16 protein-coding genes are annotated in these 26,104 nt (G+C 31.0%); 15 read left to right on the top strand and 1 reads right to left on the bottom strand.

Features of this window, described 5'->3' with window-relative positions; all coding sequences use genetic code 11:
• Positions 1-7 precede the first annotated feature (7 nt).
• Positions 8-1,525 carry a sulfatase-like hydrolase/transferase gene (locus BTO07_RS16320; protein ID WP_087522269.1) on the bottom strand — a complete coding sequence of 506 codons (1,518 nt, stop codon included), beginning with the start codon at positions 1,523-1,525 and terminating at the stop codon, positions 8-10.
• 374 nt (positions 1,526-1,899) lie between these two features.
• On the opposite strand from BTO07_RS16320, the gene BTO07_RS16315 reads away from it, so the two are divergent.
• The 15 genes from BTO07_RS16315 to BTO07_RS16245 all read left to right on the top strand — a co-directional run bounded on the left by BTO07_RS16315 (position 1,900) and on the right by BTO07_RS16245 (position 26,084).
• The gene (locus BTO07_RS16315; protein WP_087522266.1) at positions 1,900-5,010 is read left to right on the top strand and encodes a SusC/RagA family TonB-linked outer membrane protein; all 3,111 of its coding nucleotides are present in this window, start codon (positions 1,900-1,902) and stop codon (positions 5,008-5,010) included.
• 17 nt (positions 5,011-5,027) lie between these two features.
• The gene (locus BTO07_RS16310; RefSeq protein ID WP_087522263.1) at positions 5,028-6,785 is read left to right on the top strand and encodes a RagB/SusD family nutrient uptake outer membrane protein; all 1,758 of its coding nucleotides are present in this window, start codon (positions 5,028-5,030) and stop codon (positions 6,783-6,785) included.
• 60 nt (positions 6,786-6,845) lie between these two features.
• Positions 6,846-8,438, top strand: coding sequence for a hypothetical protein (locus BTO07_RS16305; protein WP_087522261.1), 1,593 nt, complete (start codon positions 6,846-6,848; stop codon positions 8,436-8,438).
• 257 nt (positions 8,439-8,695) lie between these two features.
• Positions 8,696-9,724 (top strand): T9SS type A sorting domain-containing protein, encoded by a 1,029-nt coding sequence (locus tag BTO07_RS16300; protein ID WP_087522259.1) that lies wholly within the window; start codon positions 8,696-8,698, stop codon positions 9,722-9,724.
• Between the two features lie 258 nt (positions 9,725-9,982).
• On the top strand, positions 9,983-11,557 hold the full coding sequence (locus tag BTO07_RS16295) for a sulfatase family protein (protein WP_232457125.1): 1,575 nt from the start codon (positions 9,983-9,985) through the stop codon (positions 11,555-11,557).
• A 26-nt stretch (positions 11,558-11,583) separates the two neighbouring features.
• The gene (locus BTO07_RS16290; RefSeq protein ID WP_087522254.1) at positions 11,584-13,788 is read left to right on the top strand and encodes a glycoside hydrolase family 3 C-terminal domain-containing protein; all 2,205 of its coding nucleotides are present in this window, start codon (positions 11,584-11,586) and stop codon (positions 13,786-13,788) included.
• An 11-nt stretch (positions 13,789-13,799) separates the two neighbouring features.
• A complete protein-coding gene (locus BTO07_RS17605; protein ID WP_232457057.1) occupies positions 13,800-15,398 on the top strand; it encodes a ThuA domain-containing protein in 1,599 nt (532 codons plus the stop codon).
• A 129-nt stretch (positions 15,399-15,527) separates the two neighbouring features.
• Positions 15,528-17,090, top strand: coding sequence for an alpha-L-fucosidase (locus tag BTO07_RS16280; RefSeq protein ID WP_087522252.1), 1,563 nt, complete (start codon positions 15,528-15,530; stop codon positions 17,088-17,090).
• An 84-nt stretch (positions 17,091-17,174) separates the two neighbouring features.
• Positions 17,175-18,323: an acyltransferase family protein gene (locus BTO07_RS16275; protein ID WP_087522251.1), complete on the top strand. Its 1,149-nt coding sequence runs from the start codon at positions 17,175-17,177 to the stop codon at positions 18,321-18,323.
• Between the two features lie 8 nt (positions 18,324-18,331).
• Positions 18,332-19,258: a 3-keto-disaccharide hydrolase gene (locus BTO07_RS16270; protein WP_087522249.1), complete on the top strand. Its 927-nt coding sequence runs from the start codon at positions 18,332-18,334 to the stop codon at positions 19,256-19,258.
• Positions 19,255-20,163 carry an alpha/beta hydrolase gene (locus BTO07_RS16265; RefSeq protein WP_087522247.1) on the top strand — a complete coding sequence of 303 codons (909 nt, stop codon included), beginning with the start codon at positions 19,255-19,257 and terminating at the stop codon, positions 20,161-20,163. The genes BTO07_RS16270 and BTO07_RS16265 overlap by 4 nt, the downstream gene beginning before the upstream one ends.
• A 95-nt stretch (positions 20,164-20,258) precedes the next feature.
• Entirely contained in the window at positions 20,259-21,101 is an 843-nt protein-coding gene (locus tag BTO07_RS16260) for a family 16 glycosylhydrolase (protein ID WP_087522244.1), read from the top strand.
• Position 21,102: 1 nt separating this feature from the next.
• Positions 21,103-22,638, top strand: coding sequence for a sulfatase family protein (locus tag BTO07_RS16255; protein ID WP_087522243.1), 1,536 nt, complete (start codon positions 21,103-21,105; stop codon positions 22,636-22,638).
• Complete coding sequence (locus tag BTO07_RS16250) at positions 22,639-25,380, top strand: T9SS type A sorting domain-containing protein (protein ID WP_087522241.1); 2,742 nt, start codon at positions 22,639-22,641, stop codon at positions 25,378-25,380. It begins immediately after the preceding gene.
• On the top strand, positions 25,377-26,084 hold the full coding sequence (locus BTO07_RS16245) for a hypothetical protein (protein WP_087522239.1): 708 nt from the start codon (positions 25,377-25,379) through the stop codon (positions 26,082-26,084). The genes BTO07_RS16250 and BTO07_RS16245 overlap by 4 nt, the downstream gene beginning before the upstream one ends.
• The last annotated feature ends 20 nt before the right edge of the window (positions 26,085-26,104 follow it).

Raw genomic sequence — 26,104 nt, 5'->3', positions numbered from 1 at the left:
TTTATTATTATAGTGTTTGATAAATTTCGGTAATATTTAATGGATCATCCATTTCTTTTTGTAGTTGAAGTAAGTCTATAAATAAAGATTTTACTTTTTCTTTATTTTCTGGATTTCCAGAAATATCATTCATTTCTTCAGGATCATTCTTTAAATCGAATAATAGTATCTTTTTTATCTTTGGATAAACAAGTAATTTATACCCATCTTTTCTTATCATTCTTTGAACATCTAAATATGCTCCATATATCTCTTTATAATTTCCCTCTTTAGTTTTTTTCTTCGCTAAATCTAAAAAACTATTAAAATCTATATATGATGGTTTCTCAACTCCTGCTATATCCAAAGAAGTCGCCATTACATCTTGTAAATACACATCTTCAGTAACTTTTTTTCCTTTCGGAATTTCTGGTCCAACAATCATCATTGGTGGGCGAATACTATGATCAAATAAGTTTTGTTTTCCTAACAAACCATGTCTCCCCATTGCTAAACCGTGATCTGCTGTAAAAATAATATAAGTGTTATCCATCTTCCCAGATTTATTTAAAGCATCTAGAATCATTCCTATTTGAGCATCTACATGTGTTATACTTGCATAATATTCTTGTTTATGAACTTTGATTGCATATTCTGTTCTAGGAAAAGGCGCTAAAGCTTCATCCCTCAAATCATCACCATTGGCAATATCATGTCTAAAAGGATATTCTGGTAAATAACTTTTTGGTGTAGATATATTTTCTAAAGGATACATATCTACATATTCTTTTGGAGCTTGTCTAGGATCATGTGGCGCATTAAATGCCAAATACATAAAAAAAGGTTTCTCTTTCGTTTTTGCTGTATTAATAAATGAAATAGCATCGTCTTTTAATACTTCGCTCCAATGTTTACCTCCTTGCCAAAAACCACCTTTAGATACATCAGAAGGAGACCAAGAAGTATCATCCTTATCTTTAGGTCGATTATAACCATTAGGCATAATTACTTCTGAATTAGGGTTTTTAGTTTTAGACAATGAATCAAACTTAGCAACCATCTTAAAATGACCCCAAGCGTCTTTTGGCATTCCAGGTCTAATATTGGTTGTATTTTCAAACACTTTGTATGCTGGCGCATCTACATGCCATTTTCCAGTCATATAAGTTTCATATCCTTGAGAAGCCATTAATTTTGGCCAACTTTTTTGATATGCTACTGTATCTTTCTTTACCCAATTCTGTCTAAACTCATTTGCTTTCCAAACAGACCTACCAGAAATTAACATCGCTCTAGAAGCTGCACAAACTGCACCACTCCAAGACCCCATATTATAAGCATTCGTAAAAGTTGTTCCTTCATTTACTAACTTATCTAAATTAGGAGTAATAATTTCATCATTCCCTAAGGCATGAATTGATGTATAAGTTTGATCATCAGTAAAAATAAATACAATATTTGGTTTGTTTTTTTTCACATCTTTTGATATATTACAAGAACTAAAAACAAAAAATATTATTAAAATTATAATTCTGAAAAAATTCATACTTTTTAAAAAAGAATTAAATGGTTAAAAATTTCTTTTCAAAGGTCATCCATTAGATTCAACTAATTAAAGACATATGATTCTTAATATAAAACATATGTTCCTTTTTACAAATAAGCATCACGCAACACGATTAATACACTTTTATCTATTAAAAACTTATTTCATTAAATAACCTTAACCTAAACATGAAAATTATAATTCAAAAATTTATTTATGATTTATTTATTTACTAAATAAATAGTTTAATTTCCCCTAAGATTAAGCATTGACGATGTTTAAATCATTTGTGTTACCAATTTAAACATATGTTATTAGTAATCTGTTAACTAATTTTAACATTTGTAACACTAATTTAAATTTATACAATAATTATGAAATTCGATTTACTTGTTAAATTAAAACTCAGAACTTGTTTCTTAGCAGTTACTTGCTTTTTGAGTTTTAGTGCAATTCAAGCTCAGACCAAATCTGTAAAAGGAGTGGTAAGCGCAGATGGTGAGCCAATGATTGGCGCCACTATTATAGTAAAGGGTACCTCAACAGGAACTCAGACAGATTTTGATGGAAACTATACTATTAAGGTGAAAACTGGAGGTGTTTTAGTTTTTAAATACATTGGTTTTTTATCAAAAGAAATTGTTGTTGGAAAATCTTCAACAATAAATGTAAGTTTAGTTGAAGACACAACTAACTTAGATGAAATTATAGTAATTGGGTATGGTACTCAAAAGAAGAAAGAAGTAACAGGTGCTGTTGTTCAAGTTTCTAATGAAGCCATTAGTAAAATTGGTACTGCAGATTTAGGTGCTGCATTACAAGGATTAATTGCAGGTGTAAACGTAACTGCAAGTTCGGGTGCTCCTGGAGCAGATTCAAACATTTTAATTCGTGGTTTAAGTTCTGTAACAGGAAACAGTAGCCCGTTATATGTTGTAGATGGTATCCCTTTTGCAAGTGACCCAAAATTAAGTATGAGCGAAATTGAAACAATTGATGTTTTAAAAGATGCCGCTTCTGCTTCAATTTACGGTACTCGTGGTTCTGGTGGGGTTATTTTAATTACTACCAAAAAAGGTAAAGTTGGACAAATGAAAATATCAGCAAATCAATATTATGGTTTGCAAAGTATTACCTCTGGTGTACCAACCGTTAATGTAGAAGAATCTCTTTATATAAGATTCTTAGCGGCTGCATCGCAACCAAATGGAACTACTTATGGTAATACATGGACACCTATTGAATATGATAGATATTCATTAACTAATGAGACTTATCTTCAGCCAAAAATCGAAAATGATTATGCTCCTGTTCAAAACTATGGACTAAGCATATCTGGTGGTTCAAAAGGGTTAACTTATAATGTAGTTGGAAGTTTCTTTAGTCAAGATGGTACTATTATTAATTCTGGTTACGATAGAGCTAATATTAGAGCCAACACACAATTTGAAAAAGGTAATTGGAAAATTTCAACAGGACTTGGATTTCGTATCGAAGAGCAAAGTTATGCTCCTTGGAATATAATTACTACAGCATTAAAATACCAACCATATCAGTCTGATATCGATCCAAATGCAGATATTATTGATAATGCAGGACCAGGAAATAGTGTAGAAACACAAAACCTAAGTAATACTGCTGCATTATTTAAACAAACTGATAAGCGTAATGGAGAAAGACTAGATGGTAGTATTAATGCCGTTTATAAGATATCTGATCATTTTAATTTTACGACAAGAGCTGGTGTATCTTATAATAATGATACACGTGTACGAATTAACCCATTATTTACAGCATATGACGAAGATGGTAATGTAATTCCACAACAAACTAGATCTGGAGTATACAACCAAAGTATTAGAGCTACAAGTCAAACTTTAGAAAACGTTATTGATTATAGCCAATCTTTTGGAGATCATAATGTTAAAGCAGTTGTCGCATATTCTTCTGAAAAATATACTTATTCAACATTTGCAGCTCAAAAATTTGACTTAATTAGCAATGATGTAACTGTATTAAATGGTGCTACTTTAGACCCTTCAGCTACTTCTGGAACAGGATGGGGACAAGACAGAACTAACTCACTTATTGGTATGATAGGTCGTCTTCAATATAATTACAAAGGTAAATATTTATTTTCTGCCAGTATTCGTCGTGATGGATCTTCAAGATTTTCTAAAGCAAACAGATGGGGTACATTCCCTTCAGTAACTGCTGGTTGGAATGTTTCAGATGAAAATTGGTTTGAACCAGTTAAAGATATTGTATCTTCTTTAAAATTTAGAGCAGGTTTAGGTACAACTGGTAATCAAAGCTTTTTAGATTATAGCAACGCAGCTACTATTAAATTAGCAAATGATTATGTTTTCGGAACAGAAGGAGATGACAATTTAGCGTTAGGAGCAACACAAGAAGCATTTGCGAATAAGAATGTAAAATGGGAAACTTCTGAACAACTAAATCTTGGTTTTGATTTATCGTTCTTAAGAAACAGTTTTAAACTTACTGGAGATTTTTACCAAACGAACAAAAAAGACATGTTAATGCCATTATTACTTCCTCCTACAACGGGTGCTTCTGGAGGTACTAATGAAACAGTGGTATTAAACGTTGGTGACATGGAGAATACAGGGTATGAATTTGCCTTAAACTATTCTCATAGAGGTGTTGAATCTGGATTTAATTGGAACCTAGGTGGAACATTTTCTCAAAACACAAATGTAGTGTCAAAAATGAGTGGTTCTAATAAAATTGCTTTTTTACCAGGAAGTCAAGTTGTTTTAGGCGTACCTAATGAAGACTTAGTTTCTGTATTAGCTGAAGGTTATGAAGCTGGTGCATTTTTTGTAATTAAAACTGATGGTATTATAAGAACTGAAGAAGAACTTATTGAATATCAAACAATTCAACCTACTGCTAGATTAGGAGATTTAAGATATATTGATTATAATAATGATAATACAATATCTAACGCTGATAGACAATATGCAGGTAGTGGTACTCCTGAATTTGAAATAGGGTTAAATATGTCTTTTGATTATAAAGGATTTGATTTTTATATGCAATGGTATTCTGCTCAAGGTGGCGAAATAATTAACGGTACAAAAGCATATGCTTACAAACATGGAACTCATAAAGACTTAGTCTACCAATGGACTCCTCAAAACCCAACTTCTAATATCCCAACAAACCGTGGTCGTGACCATGAAAATTATAGAGGATATACAGATTTCTGGATTCAAGATGGATCTTTTATCAGATTAAGAACAGTGAATATTGGGTATACAGTTCCAAATGAGTACTTTGGTGATTTGAATATCACTAAATTTCGTGTATTTTTAGCAGCTCAAAACCCTCTAACAATCACAGAATATGATGGATATGATCCTGAGGTAGGAAATAGTAATTTCTCTTCTAGAGGTATTGATAAAGGTAACTACCCTATTAGTTCTCAATTTAGAATTGGAATTCAATTAGACTTTTAATTAAAAAAATAAGAATAATGAAAAAAATATTTAATTACAAATTTACAATGCTCTTGATAATTATATTATCAATGTCTGCATGTAACGAGGATTTCCTTGAAGAAGCTAATCCTAATGAAATCTCTACCGATAGTTATTGGAAAACTCTTGGTGATCTTGAATCTGGTCTTGTAGCAGTATATAATGCTTTTAAAGACGGAAATACATTTGCTATTGTTGATGAAACAAAAAGAAGTGATTTAGCATGGCCAGGTTATGGAAGACCTACAACTAGTGATGTTTATTACTTACAAACTTTTAATGATGCTTCAGGTACTGCAAATGGTAAATGGAAACAATTATACAAAGGAATCTTTAGAGCAAATCAAGTAATTGTAGCTACAGACAACCTAATGCCGACTTTTAATGCTACTCAAAAAGCAGAAGCTGGTTTTGTAAAAGCGCAAGCACGTTTTTTAAGAGGTTTATTTTATTTCTATCTATATAACGGATTTAATGAAGGAAATGTACCTTTAGTTACTGAAGTTCCAGAAAATGAAGCAGATTTCTACCAACCAATCAGTCCTGCTGCAGATGTAAAAGCATTTTATTTAGCTGATTTAGAGTACGCTGAAAGTAACTTACCAATAGAATGGAAAGAGAATAGAGATTTAGGTAGAATTACCGCTGGAGCAGCAACTGCAGTCTTAGGAAAAAGCTACCTTTATGAGGCAGATTATGCTACAGCAGCAACCTATTTTACTAAAGTAGCTACTCAGTATAACTACTCATTAGCACCAAACATTGGAAGTAACTTTACAACAATGGATGAATTTAATCAAGAATCTATTCTTGAAGTAAGTTATTCTCTTGCTTATAAGCCTGAAATTAACCCTTATTCTTCTCAACAAACATCTAGTACAATGAACTTTATGATGAGTCCTGTAGGTGGTTGGAGAGTTATTTATCCTGCAAACTGGTTAGTGATGGAATACAAAAACGAAATTCCAGATACAACAGATCCTAGAAATACGATTACAGAAGAAGACGGAGTAACAACTCGCCCTCGTAAATATTCATTAAGAACTTCATATTCTATTGCTTTAGCAGACGATAGAGATCTTCCTTATTATGGAGCAGAAGCTGCCCAAAAAGCACCTTTCAATAATTTAGAAACTGCATATTGGAGAAAATATACAAACTGGGATATCGCAGAAGATGAAAAAGATATTTCATCTTCATTCCCAAGATCGGGTGTAAATATTAGATTAATTCGTTTAGCAGATGTATATTTAATGCTTGCAGAATGCTTAATTGAAGGAGGAATTAATGATGGAGGAGTAGAACAAGCTACTAGGTTAGTAAACTTAGTACGTAGACGTTCTGCTGTTCAATTACTAGGTGCAGATGGTACAGGAGATTTCCCTCTTAATGACCACAATAACATAACCTATGATGCAAATTCATTAATGGCACATATTATGCATGTTGAGAGACCGTTAGAATTATCTGCAGAAGGTAACGCTATTCGTGCACTTGATTTAAGACGTTGGGGAAAAACGAAAGAACGTTTTACTGAATTGTCATTAAGAAGATATTCTGTAGAAGATTACAAGTTCACTAATTTAGATGGTACTTCTGGAACAAGATGGGGAGGTCTTTTAGTTGAAGATCCTTTAATTACTCCAAATGTAAATTTAAATGAGTTTGTTCAACCTGCTCAAAATTATATAGAATCGGAACACGCATATTGGCCTATACCTAATAGTGAAACTATAGCAAATCCGAATTTGTAAGGAGACAAATAAATTATATTTGATTTATTTGATTAAACTAATTATGTTAAAACGAAAAAAATGAAAAACAAACTAATATTATTAACGCTTCTTATCGCAACCTTTTTTGTGGCATGTGATAAAGATAACGATGAGTATGAAGCTCCAAATTCGTTTTCGGATGTTGGGTTTTATACGAGCCTTTTACGCCAAGGTGATAAAAAAATCAATATAGATGATTTTATCTCTTTTACGGATTTATCTCATGGAGCAACAGAGCATACATGGACAATTACAGAAGAAAACTTCTTTCTAGGAGGTCCAATAGATAGACTTGATAGTGTTTATACTGATAAAATCATCAATAGAGGTGAAACAACTTCAGATGAACCTACTGTACATGTTTTATTTACTAAAGGAGGATTAACATCTGTTAACCTTTATAACACTTTTAAAGATTCGGTTACATTTAGTGGGTTTTATGAAGATAATGATGGTAATCCAGACAATAACATAAGAACACTTGCTTCTATTAGAGTTGGAGATAAATGGGTTATTGATACCACTTTTGTTGTTGATGTTTATGATACTATTGTAAGTAAGATATTAATAAAGCAACAAGGTGTAGTAGTTCCTCATGCAACAGAATTAGATACAATTTATGTTGAAGCAGGAGATGTCTTAGATTTTGTTGATGTAACTACAATTGGTCGTCCAAATACTAGAGAATTTAGAATTGCAGGAGAAGTTGGACAGGATTCTGTTTCTACTATAATATTTAAAAAACTAGGAGTTTTTGAAGGAAGTGCAGCTATAAGTCGTACTGGAGAAAATATACCAGGTGATTATGATTACTATGAAATTCCTGCTCCATTTAAAGTAATTCCTTCAAGCAAACCATTTGTGCTTACTGGTGATATTGCTGAGTTAGAAGATGAAGTTATTCAGGTACCTTTTAATGGAGAGTTTCAACCATTTATCAACCAAGAACAGTACTTTAATGTAATGGTTAATGGTAATAATTTTCCAGTTAAAATAGCAACATTAAATAGTAGTGATGCTACAATAATTGAATTAACTTTAAATGAACCTATTTACAGACCAGATGTTATAACAGTATCTTTATTAGATGGTTCTACTTTAGAATCTACAGATACACGTAAACCTGTATTATTTACTGACATGCCTGTAGGTATGGATCAAGGTATTAATATAATGGATGCTGATGAGGCTTCTTTTGAAGGTGAAATGGGTAATGGATGGATCTATCTACCACCTTGGGGTAACAAAGGTATTGTAGAATTTACAACTGACATGGCTAGCCATGGACTAAAAAGTGCTAAGTGTGATTTAGCTACGGGAAGCCCAATATTTTTTGAAGGTAAAAACGCAAGTTTTGAAGTTGAAGCTGGAAAAAACTATGATGTAATGTATGATGTATACATTGAAAATGGAAGTAGCGTTGCTGAATGGACAATTTACATGTTCCCTAGTTGGGGTGCAGATAAATTTTGGAATGGCGGTAATATTGCTCAAGGAGTATGGGTTTCTAAAACGGGTACATTTGAATCTAAAGCAACTGAAAATAGAATTATTTCTCCAAGATTAATTGGAAGTAATGGTGTTGTTTACTTTGATAACTTTGTTGTTAGAGAACAAGAAGTTAGACCATAATTTATTCTAATTTATAACTTTACAGAAAGCCTATTTGATTTATCAAATAGGCTTTTTATTTATACAAAACATAAGTTTAAGAGAACTATATAGTTACAACATTATCAATTTTACCTCACCAGTAAATCTACTATAAAATGCAAATAAAGTGAATAACATATAAAAATAAACCATTTGTTGCAGTTTAGAAATCATATTTAATGTTAAAAAATTAAATCATACTGTAATTTTACTAAATACTAATTTAAAATTTATTTATGATGAAAAAAATTACTTTATTACTTTTTAGTCTAACATTTGGTGTAATGTTTTCACAATGTCCAGCACCAGTAATTACTATTGGAGATATAACAGATAATTCGATTGCAGGAACTTTTACTCCACCTGAAGGAGAAGCAGATTATGCATATGCTGAAGTAAGATATTATCCGACAGCAAGTCCTGCTTCACCAGGTTCTTGGGGAGGAACTAATGCTTCTTTTAATATTTCAGGATTACTTCCTGGAACAGAATACACTATTAATATTAGGTATAATTGTGGTGGTGCAATGGAAACTTTGGGAACTACTGCAACTACTACTGGTGATGCTCTAACAACAACTGACTCCTATACATTTACAAACGATCCAACAGCAATTGTACAAGGGCCATCATTCGGTTTAGAAATCACCTATACTTCAGAAGATAATCCAATTGCAATTGGCGCAATTAGTTTACAACTTCACTCTAATGTAGATGGAGATGCTGTTATAGGTATATACACAAATACTGAAGAGTTACCAATGGGAGTTGACCAAACTGCAACTATAATACTTGGTAACACTTTTCCAGAAGCTTATTTAACTACTGGCGAAAATTTATTAGCAAGTACTATAGTATCGGGAGATAGCACTCCAGGAGCTTCAGTAGGTTCTGAACTTGCAATAGCATATCCTGGTCTAGCAAACTATTTTTATTTTGTAAAACCTTTAACAACATCAGAAGACCCTAATTGGACTCCACTTTCTATTCCAGCTACTAAATATTTCCAAGTAGAAGTAGATCCTAATTTAAGTACAGAAGATTTTAAATTCAATTCTGTTAAATTATTTCCAAACCCAACAACAGGTTTAATTAAAATCTCAGGTTTAGAAGATGCTAAATTTATTTCTATTCACAATGTTATTGGACAAGAAGTAAAAAGATTTACTAAATTAAATTCTACAATAGATATCTCTGAATTAAATAAAGGAATCTATATTTTAAAAAGTGATAATGGATTAACGCGTAAAATTATTAAGAAATAAATAATCAAAAAAGATTAATAACTTAAAGCTCGAATTAATTCGGGCTTTTTTTTATTTAAAAATCAATACTATCCCTAATCAAAACATATCTTCTACTGTTAAACAAAATAATTATTCACCTTTATACTTTATTTAAATTAATTGACTGTGAACTATAAATTATACTTTTTATCCATTTTGTTTTTAGGTGTTTTTTCTTGTAAAAAAGCATCAAAAGAAAGTAAAAAAAATACAAAAAAGCCAAATATCATCTTTATTATGGCAGATGACCATACAAGCCAAGGTTTTGGTATTTATGGTAGTAGATTAGCTAAATTAAACCCCACTCCTACTTTAGATAAAGTTGCAAAAGAAGGAATTATATTTAACAATTGTTTTGTTAATAATTCTATTTGTACGCCAAGTAGAGCTGCTATTTTAACAGGACAACATAGTCAAGCAAATGGTGTTTTAGATTTAGAAGGTGTTTTACCAATGGAAAAACAATATCTTCCTCAAGAAATAAAAAAATTAGGATACCAAACTGCATTAATTGGTAAATGGCATTTAACTGCACAACCAAATTTCGATTACTACAATATTTTTACCCATCATCATCAGCAAGGTTCTTATTTCGATCCTTGGCTTACAGAAACAGGAATGAACTTTACCTTGTGGGACGACAAAAACTACGAAGGAAAACAATATAAAGGTCATAGTTCTGATATTGTTACAGACATAACTTTAGACTGGCTAGACAAAAAAAGAGATCCTGAAAAGCCTTTTATGTTAATGTATCAATTTAAAGCGCCACATGATAATTTTGCTTTTGCACCAAGGTATAAAGATTATTTAGAAGACACTTTTATTCCTGAGCCAGAAAGCTTATATAATAACAAAAACAATGGTTCTATTGCTACAAGAGGAGAAAATGGGGAATTATTATCGGTAATTGGCTCGTCTATATCTAAAAGAAATACGGTAAGAAATTATGTTGATATAATTTGGGATGAAAAATTGATGGAAAAATCGAATCCAGATTTTGATAAGTCAAAATACATTAACGATAAAATGACTGATAAAGAGATTACAAGTGCTACTTATCAAGAATACATAAAACGTTATTTACGTTGTGTAAAAGGTGTAGATGACAATGTTGCTAGAGTAATTAAATACTTAAAAGAAAACGATTTATACGATAACACGATTATTGTATATACAGGTGACCAAGGTTTTATGTTAGGTGAACACGATTACATGGATAAACGTTGGATGTATGATGAATCTATGAGAATGCCATTCTTTGTTCGTTATCCAGAATCGATTAAACCAAACACAAGAACGGATGCAATCATTAATAATACTGACTTCGCTCCTACTTTAATTGAAATGGCAGGAGGAAATGTTCCTGATAAAATGCAAGGAAAAAGTTTTAAAACAATTTTAGAAACTGGTAATGAACCAGAAAATTGGCAAAAATCTACCTATTATAGATATTGGATGCATATGGCACACAAACACGCAAATCCGGCACATTTTGGTATTAGAACTAAAACTCATAAACTAATTTTTTACTACGGAAAATATTGGGTAGATACAGATAATCCTGATGCAGAATGGAATAAAGAAAGTTGGGGAAATGATTTTACAAATCACACACCTGCTGCTTGGGAATTATACGATTTAGAAAAAGACCCAAAAGAGATGAACAATGTTTATAATGATGCTAATTACAAAGAAATTATTGCAGAATTAAAAACAGAGTTAAAAAATAAAAGAGCAGAATTAGACGAAGAAGATGGAGATAAATTTCCTCATATTCAGAAAGTAATTGACGCTCATTGGAACGATTAAGAATAACAACTATTAATAATATTATAATGAAAAAAGGATTTCAAACAATAACCTATTTATTTATTAGCATTTTGCTAATTTCTTTTACAAGTTGTAAAGAAGAAAAAGCAGAGAAAAAAGAAGTTGAAAAACCAAAATTTGCTTGGAATGACACCTCTTTTTCAATTGATGAAAGAGTAAACAAACTAATAACAGAAATGACTTTAGAAGAAAAGTTTTCTCAAATGTTAGATGTTTGTCCGCCTATTGAACGTTTAGGAATTCCTGAATACAACTGGTGGAATGAATCTTTACATGGTGTTGCAAGAAATGGTAGAGCAACTGTTTTTCCTCAAGCAATTGGTTTAGGAGCAACTTTTGATCCTGAATTAATATTAAGAGTTGGTACTGCAATTTCAGATGAAGCAAGAGCAAAATACAATGAAGCTATTAAAATTAACAACAGAAGTAGATATGCTGGTTTAACTTTTTGGTCTCCAAACGTAAATATTTTTAGAGATCCAAGATGGGGTCGTGGTCAAGAAACATATGGTGAAGATCCTTTCTTAACTAGTAGAATTGGTGTTTCTTTTGTAAAAGGTTTACAAGGCGATAATCCAGATTATATTAAAGCTGCAGCATGTGCAAAACATTATGCAGTTCATAGTGGACCAGAAGAATTTAGACACGAATTTAATGCTGTTGTAAATAAAAAAGATTTATTCGAAACCTATTTACCTGCTTTTAAAGCATTAGTGCAAGAAGGAAATGTAGAAGGTGTTATGGGAGCTTACAATAGAACAATGGGAGAACCTTGTTGTGGAAGCCCTTATTTATTACAAGAAATTTTAAGAGACGATTGGGGATTTGATGGTTATGTAGTTTCAGATTGTGGTGCCGTTGAAGATTTTCATAAGTTTCATAAAGTAACACAAACTCCAGAAGAATCTGCAGCTTTGGCTTTAAATTCAGGAACAAACATCAATTGCGGTAATGTTTACACTGTTTTAAACAACGCGTTAAATCAAGGATTAATCACAAAAGAATTATTAAATAAAAGACTTAAGGAAAACTTATTAACTCGTTTTAAATTAGGAATGTTTGATCCTATTGGATTAAATCCTTATGATCATATTACTGCAGATGTAGTAGATTCTGATAAACATAGAAAAATTGCATTAGAAGCGGCACAAAAATCGATTGTTTTATTGAAAAACGAAAACAATGTACTTCCTTTAAAAAAGAATACAAGAACAATGTATGTAGTGGGTCCTAATGCATCTAATGAAGAAGTTTTATTAGGTAATTACTACGGATTAACGAGTAATACGCAGACAATTTTAGACGGAATTGTAAGTAAAGTAAGTCCAGGAACAAGTATCAATTATAAATCTGGCGTTTTACCTTTCAGAAAAAATGTAAACCCGATTGATTGGTCTACAGGTGAAGCAGGAAAAGCAGATGTTGTAATTGCTGTTATGGGTATTTCAGCATTATTAGAAGGTGAAGAAGGCGAAGCATTAGCATCTAGCGAAAAAGGTGATAGAACAAGTATTAAATTACCTCAAAATCAAATAGATTATATCAAAAAAATTAAAAGTCAAACAGAAAAGCCTTTGGTTTTAGTGTTAACTGGTGGTAGTCCAATTGCAATTCCAGAATTACACGACATTGTAGAAGCAGTCGTTTTTGTTTGGTATCCTGGTGAAGAAGGTGGTAATGCTGTTGCAGATGTTTTATTTGGTGATGTTGCTCCTTCAGGAAAACTACCAATTACATTTCCAAGATCAGTAGATCAATTGCCAGCATATGAAGATTATAATATGAAAGGAAGAACGTATAAGTATATGAAAAAAGAACCTCAATATCCTTTTGGTTTTGGTTTAACGTATACAACGTTTGAATACAAAAATTTAAAAGTAAGCGATTCTTATAAGACTACAGTTACAGTTGCAAATACTGGTAAAGTAGATTCAGAAGAAGTTGTACAAGTATATATTAGTTCGCCTTTAGCTGGTGAAGAAGATCCTATTTACGATTTAAAAGCATTTAAACGTGTATTTGTAAAAGCAGGAGAATCAAAGACAGTAACATTCGATTTATCAAAAGAAACTTTCTTTCAATTTAATGATGCAGGTAAAGAAGTGATCAGAAAAGGAGACTATACTTTATATGTAAATGGTTCTTTACCTTCTCAAAGAAGTGAAGATTTGGGTGGTTCTAAAGCAATTTCTACAATAATAAAATTTTAAAATAATTTTTGATGCAAAAAAAAATAAAGAAAGTCTTACTATTTTCAATATTTAGTATTTCAATAATTTTTATAAGTTGCAAATCGAAACAAGTAAATAATACGGTTTCGAAAAGCTCCAACAAAATAGAAAATACAATTTTGGTTTTTTCTAAAACAAATGGTTGGCGTCATAAATCTATTCCAGCAGGAATTACGGCTATTAAAAAATTAGGGTTAGAAAATAATTGGAAAATAGAAACAACAGAAGATTCTAATCAATTTAATGATGAAAACCTTAAAAATTATAAAAACATTATTTTTTTAAACACAACAGGAGATATCTTAAACTCTCAACAAGAGAAAGCTTTTATAAAATACATAAATGAAGGTGGTAGTTTTGTAGGCTTACATTCTGCATCAGACACAGAACATAAATGGCCATTTTATTCAGAAATGATAGGAGCTCAATTTAAATCACATCCAGAACAACAAACTGCTGTTATAAAAGTTCATAAAGAAAACAAACACCCTTCAATTGCACATTATGGTAATACTTTTCAAAAATTTGATGAATGGTACAACTTTAAAGAGCCTGTGCAGTCTCATGTAAATGTCTTATTAGAATTAGATGAGAATAGCTATAAAGGTAAAAGAATGGGAACTAAACATGACATTGCTTGGTATCATCATTATGAAGGTGGACGTATTTTTTATACAGGAATGGGACACGCAGATGATACTTTTGCAGACTCCGATTTTCTTCAACACTTAAAGGAAGGAATTTCTTGGGCATTAGGAGAAACGAATGTTCAACTTGATAAAGAAGGTGAAAACCTTTTAGATAATAACTTATCTAAATGGGATGTTTGGATGGGTGCTGTACACCCTTCAGTAGATGTAGATTTTGAGAAATCTGAAAACGTTAAAACAGGAAAACCAATGGGATTAAACAATGATCCTAAAAAAGTTTTCTCTGTGATAAAAGAAAATGGCGAAGATGTTTTAAAAATTACTGGTGAAATTTATGGCGGTTTAACTACTAAAAATGAATATGGTGATTATCATTTTACTGCTCAATTTAAATGGGGAGAAAAAAAATGGAAACCTCGTTTACAAGACAAAAGAGATAGCGGAATTTTATACCACGCAAAAGGTATTCATGGCGCTTTTTGGAATGTTTGGATGTCTTCTTTAGAGTTTCAAGTTCAAGAAGGAGATTGTGGAGATTTTATTGCTTTAGGTGATGTTTATGGTGATGTTCCTTCAGATAGAATTAAAAACAAAGAGGGTCAGTTTAATAAATTTGTTTACAATCCTAAAGGAAAAGAAGCTCCTCTAAAATGGGCAGGTGGTTTTGAATCTGGTCAAGCAAGTAAATCTAAATTAAATGAAAATTCAAATGGAGAATGGAATACTCTTGAGATATATTGTTTAGGAAATGAAAGTATTCATTTAGTAAATGGAGTTATAGTTAATAGAATTAAAAATGCTCGTTATGACATTGGAGGAAAAACAATACCAGTAACACAAGGTAAAATTCAAATTCAGTCAGAAGCAGCAGAAGTTTATTATAAAAATATTAAAATTACTCCTATTTCCAATTTTCCAAAATCGTTAAAAAACTTATAATCAAATTTTAATAATAGAATACAGGGATTATTAAAAAACATATGTTATAACATTATACTCATATGGAATTAGCAATAAATACGCTTATCTATAATTTAGCTATTAGAAATAGACTATAAAAAACAGACAATGAAATCTATAAAACAATTATTATTAGTATGCATTACCTTTCTTACACTTTTTGCTTGCAAGGAAACTAAAAAGGAAGTAAAAGTAGAGGCACCAAAATATACTGCAGAGTGGGAATCTTTAAAAGAACATAAAACTCCAGAATGGTTTTTAGATGCCAAATTTGGTATTTATTGTCATTGGGGGCCTTATTCTGTACCTGAATTTGAAAACGAATGGTATGCACATTGGATGTATGTAAATGCAAATAATCCTGAAGCTAAAAATGGAGAAGCAAGTCTTTTCAATAAGCATCACGTAGAAAAATACGGACCTTTAAAAGAATTTGGATACAAAGATTTTATACCAATGTTTAAAGCAGAAAAATTTGATGCTGCAGAATGGGCAGATTTGTTTCAAAAAGCAGGTGCAAAATTTGCAGGCCCAGTATCTGAACACGCAGATGGTTTTGCAATGTGGGATAGTGATTTAACAGAATGGGATGCTAAAGATATGGGACCAAAACGTGATGTTATGGGTGAATTAGCAAAAGAAATTCGTAAGAGAGATATGAAATTTATTGCAACCTATCATCGTCAATGGTTATTTGGATGGTACCCAACTTGGGATGAAACTACAGATGCTTCTAACCCAAAATATGCTGGTTTATATGGTCCTAAATTAAAAAAAGGAGACAACCAAATGCCACGTAGTAACCACGAAATCGAAAATGGAGTTGAAAAATATTATCCTTTAGCTGACAAAAAATTTAATGATGAATGGTTAGCTAGGTTAAAAGAAATTATTACAAAATATGATCCAGATTTAGTTTGGTTTGATAATAAAATGGATGTTGTAAGTGAAGAACATAGAAAGGAGTTTTTAGAACACTATTACAATACAGCAGACAAAAGTGGAAAAGAAGTTTTAGCAACCTATAAATTTCACGATTTTAAGCAAGGAACAGCAGTTTTAGATTTAGAAAGATCTAGAATGAGCGAAAAGAAAGATTTTCCTTGGTTAACTGATGATTCTATCGATTGGAAATCTTGGTCTCACATTAGTAACCCTAGGTACAAATCTACGAATAGACTTATTGACTTTTTAGTAGATGTGGTAAGTAAAAACGGAGCTGTATTATTAAATATTACACCAAGAGCGAATGGAACAATACCAGAACCAGTTAAAGAACGTCTACTAGAAATGGGACAATGGTTAAAAGTAAATGGTGAAGCTATTTATGGTACAAGAACTTTTGAAATTTATGGTGAAGGTGATGCAGAGGTTGTTGAAGGACATTTAAGTGAAGAAAAAAATGCTGACAATACATCTAAAGATATCCGTTTTACAACAAAAGGAGATATTGTATATGCAACAGTTTTAGATTGGCCAACAAATGGAAAATTAAATATTAGAGCATTAAAAGAAGGAAGTGAAATTTACACATCAGAAATTGCTTCTATACAAATGTTTGGAAATGAAGGTGATTTAGAATTTTCTAGAGATACTAAACACTTAACAATTAAGCTACCAAAAAAGGTAGGAAACCACGCTTTCTCTTTCAAAATAACACCAAAAAAATAAGCCCCTAAGCTTTATTCAGAAGAATCGTGTTATTATACAAAGTGTATATATAATGCGATTTTTTTTTTGCTCTAAACTTTTATAATGAAACCATACCTACACAATTTATCATCTTTAAGAGGTATTGCAGCTATACTTGTTACTACATTACATTTTCATTTTTTTTTAGGCGCTATATTTCCATATGAAGCAGCAGGTCTAATAGATAAATTGTACTTAATGGTAGATTTGTTTTTTATCTTAAGTGGTTTTATAATGTGTTACGTATATGAAGACGTCTTTAATAAAGGTTTAGAAAAGAAAAGCTATAAGAATTTTTTAATATCAAGATTGGCTAGAATATATCCACTTCACGTTTTAGTAATTGGTGCAGAATTACTTCTATTTCTTGGGTATTTATGCATTGATAAATTTCAATTTTTAAGTGATTGGAATCAACATCTTTATAGATTAGATGCAATTCCGTTTCAGTTATTGTTTTTAGAAACAGTTGGTATTTTTGATTTCGCTACTTGGAATATGCCAGCGTGGAGTTTAAGTGCAGAATGGTGGGCTTATGTTATCTTTCCTTTCCTATTTATCTTTTTTAAAAAAGTAGGTTATAAAAAGTGGTTTTTAGCCTTAATTTCCGTAATTTCTCTTTGGTTTTTTATTGAAACTGTTCTTGCTCCATTGCATCCTTTTTTAAATTTTCCACCAGATCCAAAAAAGATAGATTTAGATGTAAATTGGCATTGGGGAACATTAAGGGGTATTGTTGGTTTTATTGCAGGAATGATAGTTTGGCAAGTATACAAGTTTTCGACATTAAAAAAAGTTTTCTCTAATGTCTGGGTATTTCTATCATTAATCGCGCTATGCATTATCTCAATGTATTACCATTGGTATGATACAGTAACTGTATTTATTTTTATGATGATAATTTTATCTTCAGCTTATGGAAGTTCAATCATTGATAAGTTGTATTCATTCAAATTTCTTAGAAAACTAGGAGATTGGTCTTTCTCTATCTACATATGGCATATGTTTATTATAAACATGATATCATTTTATTTTATGCTGAACGTAGATAAAAAAGTTGGTGGAATACTAAGACCATTAAATGGAAGTCTTATGGAAGCAAGAGTCTCATTTATAATTTTTATGCTGATTACAATATTTGTTGGGTTTTTATCTTATAAATATCTAGAAAACCCTACTCGTAAATGGATTAATAAAAAATTTAAATCATAAAATAACTTATGAAAAAAATTGCTCTAATATTAATAGTTGTAAGCTTTACATTTTGTAAAACAAATAAAAACGAGGCTGAAAAAGTCAAGATAAATAATGAATGGCAAGATCTAATTGATAAAAATTTATCCTCTTGGGACGTTTGGATGGGAGCTCCACATACTTCTACCGAAATTGAAGGTTATGAGAAATTTGACGATGTTAGAATAGGAAAACCAATAGGCTTAAATAAAGATCCTAAAAAAGTGTTTTCTGTGATAAAACAAGGAAACGAAAATGTTTTAAAAATTACTGGTGAGATTTTTGCTGGTTTAGTTACTAAGAAAGAATATAAAAATTATCATTTAAAATGGCAATTTAAGTGGGGAAATAAAAAATGGAAACCACGTTTAAATAAGAAAAGGAATAGCGGAATTTTATATCACAGTGTTGGTGATTATACCGATTTTTGGAATGTTTGGATGACGAGTTTAGAATGCGAAGTTCAAGAAACAGATTGTGGAGATTTCATTACAATTGGTGAAGGTAAAACAGATGTAAAAGCTAAAAGTCCATCAACAAAAATTGGAGATAAATATGTTTTTGATCCGGCTGGAAAACTGAATGATTTTTCTTGGAACAGACCAGATTTTGAAACAGGAAGATGCTTTAAACCTGGAGATCCTGAAAAACCACATGGAGAATGGAATACAATGGAGCTAATCTGTTTAGACAATGTTTCAATACATGTTTTAAATGGAAAAATTGTAATGATTGTAAAAGATGGTTTTGCTAAATTGAACGGTACTTGGCAAACAATGACAGAAGGTAAAATTCAGATTCAATCTGAAGCTGCAGAAATCTATTATAAACAAATGAAATTGAAGCAAATATCAGAAATACCACAGTTCTGCAAAAAACAAGCAAGTGCTTTCTTTAATAAAAAGAACTCATGAGAAAATCATTAATTCTAATCTTTTGCTTTGTACTAACAACTCAAATTTCGTTTTCACAAAATGAAACTGTTCTGCTTTGGAAAACAGTTCCAAATCAAATAGAATCATCTGACAAAGAAATCGTTATAACTACAAATATTACTAGAATTTCAAATGTTCAAAACCCAAGTTTTGATGTTTTTATAGCACCAAAACAACTTGCCAATAAAAAAGCAGTATTAATTTTACCTGGAGGAGGTTACGGTGTTTTAGCATATGATTATGAAGGCTTAGACTTTGCTAAATGGTTTAATTCTATTGGCGTTACTGCTTTTGTCTTAAAATATAGGCTTCCAAACTCTAAATCTATTATAAAACCTCATTTAGCTCCTTTACAAGATGCACAAAGAGCAATTAGATTGATTAGAAATGATAGTAAAAAGTATAATATTGACCCTACCAAAATTGGAGTCATTGGTTTTTCTGCTGGAGGTCATTTAGCCTCTACTTTAGGCACTAAATTTAATTTTAAATCCTATGAAGCTAAAGATATTATAGATACTCTTAGTGCAAAGCCAAACTTTATGGCACTTATTTATCCAGTAATTTCAATGAAAAAAAACAGTACTCATAAAGGGTCTCGATTTAATCTTTTAGGTAAAAAACCGAGTGAAAAACTAGTGAATTTATTTTCAAACGAATTACAAGTTTCTAAGGAAACACCCTCAACTTTTATCATTCATTGTACAGATGATAATGCTGTTCCAATCGAAAATTCTTTGCTTTTTTACCAAGCCTTAAAAAGTAAAAATATTCCAACAGAATTTCATATTTATCCAAAAGGAGGTCATGGTTTTGGGTTTGGAAAAAGTAATAAAAACATCGGTAACTGGACGCAATTATTAAAGAAATGGATTTTAAAGTAGATTAAAAATACATTTGTTATACTATAAAAAACATATGTAATTATTACAGGTTTTATATTCCTTTAAATTTGCTATTCATTTTAACGAATTCGATAATGAATCAGAAAACAGTATTTTTTCTATGTTTTTTAATTACTTCAATAATTATTCATTCACAAACACCTGCACCTCCAAAAGGTTTTAAATGGGTTAAAAATGAAAAATTTTCTGATGAGTTTGAAGGAGATAAATTGGATGATAAAAAATGGTATGACAGATCTCCTTATTGGAAAAACGGAAGACCACCTGCAACTTTTAGAGCTTCTGCTGTTTCTGTAAAATATGGAAATCTTCATATCAAAAATTCAGTATTAAAAGGTGATGAAAAATATAATATTGCGGGTGGAGCAGTTGCCTCTGTAGCAACCGATGCTTTTTATGGTTATTATGAAGCAAAAATGAAAGCTTCTAGCATTTCTATGTCATCAACATTTTGGTTAAAAAACAAAGCTGAAAATAACGATTGCCCAACAGAACAATTAGAATTAGATATTGTAGAAATTGTTGGTCAACAAAAAAAAGGAGCCGATTTTACAAGAAAACTACACTCTAATACTCATATTTTTCATTATTCATGTGAAGGAGAAAGAATTGTAAAATCTAAAGGACCAGAAGTTCATCCAAAAATAGCCCCTCCTGCAAATGAAGCTTATCATGTTTATGGCTGCTGGTGGGTAGATGCTAGTACTATAAAAATATATTTAGATGGTAAGTATCAATTTACAATGAATCCAAGTAAAGAGTTTAGTGAAACTCCTTTTGATAGACCTATGTATATGCATATGGTTACAGAAACGTATGATTGGGAAACAGCTCCAACTCCAGAAGAATTGGCTGACAACTCAAAAAATACAACTTATTACGACTGGGTAAGGTCTTACACATTAAAAAAAGAATAGTATGTATAAAAAACAGACAATCTTATTATTTGCAATCTTATTAACGCTACTTTCTTGTGGAAATGAAAAAAACATCAATAAAGTTGATAATGAAACATCAAAAAAACCAAATATCATCATTTTATATGTCGATGATTTAGGATATGCAGATGTTGGTTGTTATGGAGCTGTAGGTGTTAAAACCCCCAACATTGATAAAATGGCAAAAAATGGTTTGCTTTTTACAGATGCACATAGTTCTGCTGCAACTTGTACGCCTTCTAGATACTCACTTTTAAGAGGGAATTACGCTTTTAGAAAAAATGCTGCAGTTTTACAGGGAGATGCTCCGTTATTGATTGATACTACCGCTACTACTTTACCTAAAATTTTACAAAAAGCTGGTTATACAACTGGTGTAGTAGGTAAATGGCATTTAGGTTTAGGAGACGGTAATATTAACTGGAATGAAAAAATTACTCTTGGTCCGAATCAAGTTGGATTCGATTATAGCTTTTTACTTCCAGCAACTGGTGACAGAGTACCTACTGTATTTATGGAAAACGGTACTGTCTTAAATTTATCTAAAGAAGATCCTCTTTCTGTTAGCTATGATCAAAAAGTTGGAAATAGACCAACAGGAATAGAAAACCCTGAATTAAGAAAACAAGTTGCAGATCCACAACACAACAAAACAATTGTTAACGGTTTAAGTCGAATTGGTTATATGGGTGGAGGGAAATCTGCTGAATGGATTGATGAAGATTTTCCTTTTGTTTTTACTAAAAAAGCTCATCAATTTATAGATGAAAATCATAAAAATCCTTTCTTTTTATTTTATTCTTTTCATGATATTCACGTACCTAGATCTCCACATAATTCTTTTAAAGGTAAAAGTGAAATGGGACCAAGAGGAGATGCTATAGTTCAAGTGGATTATGTAGTTGGAGAGATTATAAAAAAGGTAGAAGAACTTGGAATTGCAGATAACACAGTTATCATTTTCACGAGTGACAATGGCCCCGTTTTAAATGATGGTTATTTAGACCAAGCAGTAGAGTTAATTGGGAATCACAAACCTGCCGGAGAGTTTTCTGGAGGAAAATATAGTATTTATGAAGGTGGCACAAGAGTGCCAACAATTGCTTATTGGCCTAAAACAATTTTACCCTCAAAATCAGATGCATTAATGAATCAAGTAGATTTAGTTGCTTCAATTACTGCAATGACAAATCAAAAGTTACCAGAAGATGTTATTGATAGTCAAGATCATTGGAATACTTGGATTGGTAAAAGCAAAAAAGGAAGAGATTCTATGTTAGAGGAAGCCTACACTTTTGCTTATAGAGATCATAAGTACAAATATATTCAACCTAAAACAGGCAATAACTATGATTGGATAAAAAACGATAAAGGTATTAATGCAGGTATATCATCAGAACCTCAATTATTCGATTTAAAAATTGATAAAGGCGAAAAAAATAATCTTGCATCAAAATTTCCTGAAAAAGTAAAAAAGTACGAAGCTATTCTTCAAAATATAATTAATAACAAATAAATGATGAAAATTAAAAATTACAAAGGCATATTAGTAATTCCTTTTTTAATGCTCTTTTTAAATTCTTTTGCAAAAGATATTTATGTAGCAAAAAATGGAGACGATTCAAATACAGGAACGATTGAGAATCCTTACCTAACAATTAGTAAAGCTGCAAGTGTAGCTGTTGCTGGTGATATCGTTTATATTAGAGAAGGTACTTATGAAGAAACTTTAGCTCCACAAAATTCAGGAACTGCTGGAAACCCAATAATATTTCAATCTTTTACTGAAGAAAAAGTAATAATTAGTGCTATGGAAGCATTATCTGGTTGGACGCAAGACAGTGGTTCAATTTACAAAACCACAATACCTTTTAGCACTCTTAACCAAGAGAACTTTGTAATGCATAAAGAAACAGCATTAGACTTAGCTAGATGGCCAAATAAAACAGATTCAGATCCCTTTGAATTAAATACTTTAAGAAATTCTGGAGGTAGTGTCAAAGAAGTTGCTAGTAATGCTTATTTAACAGAAAGCACAATACCAAATATAGATTGGACAGGAGGTGCTGTATGGTTTTATGGAGATAAACCTGGTTCTGGTTGGATTGCTTGGAAAGAAAAAATTATAAGTAGTTCAAATGGAAGAGTAAACTTTCATTTAAATAAAAGTCCAGATTGGATTCGTACTTTTCATGCTCCTGCAGATAAAGGAGATTTCTATTTAGAAGGAGTAAAAGGCGCTCTAGATTATGAAAACGAATGGTATTATAACAATTCTACAAAAGAACTTTTTGTTCAAATTCCTAGTGGAGCAGCTCCTGCAGATGGAGATGTAAAAATGAGAAGAAGAAAAGAAACAATTAACTTAAGCAATAAAAAATATATAGAGGTTAGAAACTTAGCTGTTTTTGGAGGTACTATAAATCTTGAAGATTCTACTACTTGGCAGACAAATACGAATACCACAAATAATGTTTTATATGGTATTACTTCTTTATATGGTTCAAACACTCAAGGAATTCAAAATGGATTTAATACAGGTGTAGCTGCAATTATTATGCAAGGATCTTTTAACACAATTGAAAAATGTGAAATTGCATATGGATCCGCAACAGGTATCAATGTAAGAGGTAATAACCATACAATTAAAAATAATTTAATTCACGATTTTAATTCATTAGGTTCTTATGATGCTCCTGCAGTTTTAAGAGGTATGCATAATTCTAAATTCATTAATAACACTGTAAGAAAAGGTGGTAGAGATGGTATTAACTATAATGGATCCAATAATGAAATTGCATATAATGATATTTCTAGAAGTAATTTAATAGCAGATGATTGTGCTCTTTTTTACACAGTAGGTTTTCAAGAAAATACAGAAATTCATCACAATTGGTTTCATGATGCGTATTCTAGTGGTACAAAAAAGAAAGCTGCAGGTATATACTTAGATAACGATGCAGAAAGTTTTAAAGTGCATCATAATGTTGTTTGGAATACAGAATGGACTAGTATTCAAATTAACTGGGATGGAAAAGATATAGAAATCTATAACAATACTCTATGGAATGGTGAAGCTGTTATGGGGGCTTGGCATCAAGCAGGTACTTCATTTACAAATGTGAAGGTTTGGAATAACTTAGGAAGTGATGATAATTGGGAACCTGAATCTGACAAACAAAATAACTTAGTTGTAGATTCTAGTGTTTTTAATAATGCCAATAATGGAGATTTTACCTTAATAAGTGGATCATCACCTATTAACCAAGGAAGAGAAATTGCTGGAATAACTGATGGATTTATTGGTGATAAACCAGATATTGGTGCTTATGAAAATGGAGGCGAAAATTGGGTTGCTGGTATCGATTGGAACCCATTGTTTGGACCTGCACAATTAGGTTGTTATGGTTTACCTGGTGAAAATTGTAATGAAATACCTAAAGATGACCAAGATTTTGATGGAGTTATAGACAGTTTAGATAAATGTCCAGATACACAAATTGGTTTAACAGTAGATTCTGAAGGATGTGAAGTATTTACGTTGGCAACAGATAATTTTACTGTATTAACAAAAGGAGAAACTTGCGTTAATAGTAAGAATGGTTCTATAGAAATTAACTCAAAAGAAACTTCTTATGAACTTACAGCAAAAATTGAAGGTACTACTATATCTAAAAATTTCACTTCAAATGAAAATGTAATTTTTGATACTTTAGCCTCTGGCGATTATACGATATGTATAACTACAACAGAAAATGCAGATTATAAACAATGTTTTAACGTTAAAATAACTCAACCAGAAAATTTATCAGTTTATTCTAAAGTAAATAAAAAGAAGAAAAGTGTTACAGTAAATCTTGAAGGAAGTGATATCTATCGAATTAATTTAAACGGTATTATCACAGTAACAGATAAAAAAAGCATTACTCTTCAACTAATACCTGGTGAAAATAACTTAAAGGTATCTACAAATAAAAATTGTCAAGGTAAATACGAAAAAAAGATAATCCTTTTTGATAATATTATTGTATATCCTTCTATAGTAAAAGATAATTTTACGATTGCTTTTCCTTCGGATGAAAACAAAAATGTAAGTTATCAAATAATATCTTCTACTGGTAAAGTAGTCTTGCAAAAAAGCATTACAAATCAGAACAGAAGTACACTTGTAAATATAAACCACCTATCTAAAGGCATTTATTTTGTAAGAGTAGTTGGTAACAATGTAAATTCTAACTTTAAAATTATAAAACAATGATAAATTCTAAATATATAAAACTCTTTTTTTTAACTCTTTGCGTAGTAACTATTGTTAGTTGTGGTAGTAAAGGTGAAGATGGAGTTGATGAAAACCCAGCAACAAAACCAGATGCTGCCATACTCATATCACCTGTAAAAGATGCTGAATGTAATCAAGGAAATATAATTTCAAGTACACATAGCAAAATTGTTTTTGAATGGAATGATGCAAAAAATGCAGATCGATATACATTAGTTATTAAAAATTTAGAGACAGAATCTATTGAAGAAATTAGCACAACTAAAACAAATTTAATCACAAATTTGTTAAGAGGAGTACCTTATTCTTGGTCAATAATATCAAGTACAAATGGTGTATCTGATACAAATAGTAGTGAAACATGGAAATTTTATAACGCAGGTGTTGCAATTGAAAATTATGCCCCATTTCCAGCAGAATTGGTAAGCCCAATTATGGGAAGTACTGTAGAAGTTTCTACTTCTATTAATTGGACTGGAAATGACATTGATAATGATATTGAAGAGTATGATGTTTACTTAGCAACTACAAATCCGCCAACTACACTTAAAGAATCAACAACAAACACAAGTATGGATAATTTATCTTTAGAAGCTAACCAAATTTATTATTGGCAAGTTGTTACTAAAGACAAACATGGTAATAATTCTCAATCACCAGTATTTGAGTTTAGAACTAAATAAATGTAATTAAAAAAGATACT

Origin of the sequence: Polaribacter sp. SA4-12 (assembly GCF_002163675.1) — a bacterium.
In the GTDB taxonomy this organism is placed as follows: domain Bacteria; phylum Bacteroidota; class Bacteroidia; order Flavobacteriales; family Flavobacteriaceae; genus Polaribacter.
Note: the sequence above shows the minus strand (reverse complement) of the source record. Positions and strands in the feature narration are given on the sequence as shown.

Bases quoted from the DNA above. Each gene is read 5' to 3' on its own strand.
- BTO07_RS16320 (WP_087522269.1), bottom strand. From the start codon at position 1,525: ATGAATTTTTTCAGAATTATAATTTTAATAATATTTTTTGTTTTTAGT.
- BTO07_RS16315 (WP_087522266.1), top strand. From the start codon at position 1,900: ATGAAATTCGATTTACTTGTTAAATTAAAACTCAGAACTTGTTTCTTA.
- BTO07_RS16310 (WP_087522263.1), top strand. From the start codon at position 5,028: ATGAAAAAAATATTTAATTACAAATTTACAATGCTCTTGATAATTATA.
- BTO07_RS16305 (WP_087522261.1), top strand. From the start codon at position 6,846: ATGAAAAACAAACTAATATTATTAACGCTTCTTATCGCAACCTTTTTT.
- BTO07_RS16300 (WP_087522259.1), top strand. From the start codon at position 8,696: ATGATGAAAAAAATTACTTTATTACTTTTTAGTCTAACATTTGGTGTA.
- BTO07_RS16295 (WP_232457125.1), top strand. From the start codon at position 9,983: ATGGCAGATGACCATACAAGCCAAGGTTTTGGTATTTATGGTAGTAGA.
- BTO07_RS16290 (WP_087522254.1), top strand. From the start codon at position 11,584: ATGAAAAAAGGATTTCAAACAATAACCTATTTATTTATTAGCATTTTG.
- BTO07_RS17605 (WP_232457057.1), top strand. From the start codon at position 13,800: ATGCAAAAAAAAATAAAGAAAGTCTTACTATTTTCAATATTTAGTATT.
- BTO07_RS16280 (WP_087522252.1), top strand. From the start codon at position 15,528: ATGAAATCTATAAAACAATTATTATTAGTATGCATTACCTTTCTTACA.
- BTO07_RS16275 (WP_087522251.1), top strand. From the start codon at position 17,175: ATGAAACCATACCTACACAATTTATCATCTTTAAGAGGTATTGCAGCT.
- BTO07_RS16270 (WP_087522249.1), top strand. From the start codon at position 18,332: ATGAAAAAAATTGCTCTAATATTAATAGTTGTAAGCTTTACATTTTGT.
- BTO07_RS16265 (WP_087522247.1), top strand. From the start codon at position 19,255: ATGAGAAAATCATTAATTCTAATCTTTTGCTTTGTACTAACAACTCAA.
- BTO07_RS16260 (WP_087522244.1), top strand. From the start codon at position 20,259: ATGAATCAGAAAACAGTATTTTTTCTATGTTTTTTAATTACTTCAATA.
- BTO07_RS16255 (WP_087522243.1), top strand. From the start codon at position 21,103: ATGTATAAAAAACAGACAATCTTATTATTTGCAATCTTATTAACGCTA.
- BTO07_RS16250 (WP_087522241.1), top strand. From the start codon at position 22,639: ATGATGAAAATTAAAAATTACAAAGGCATATTAGTAATTCCTTTTTTA.
- BTO07_RS16245 (WP_087522239.1), top strand. From the start codon at position 25,377: ATGATAAATTCTAAATATATAAAACTCTTTTTTTTAACTCTTTGCGTA.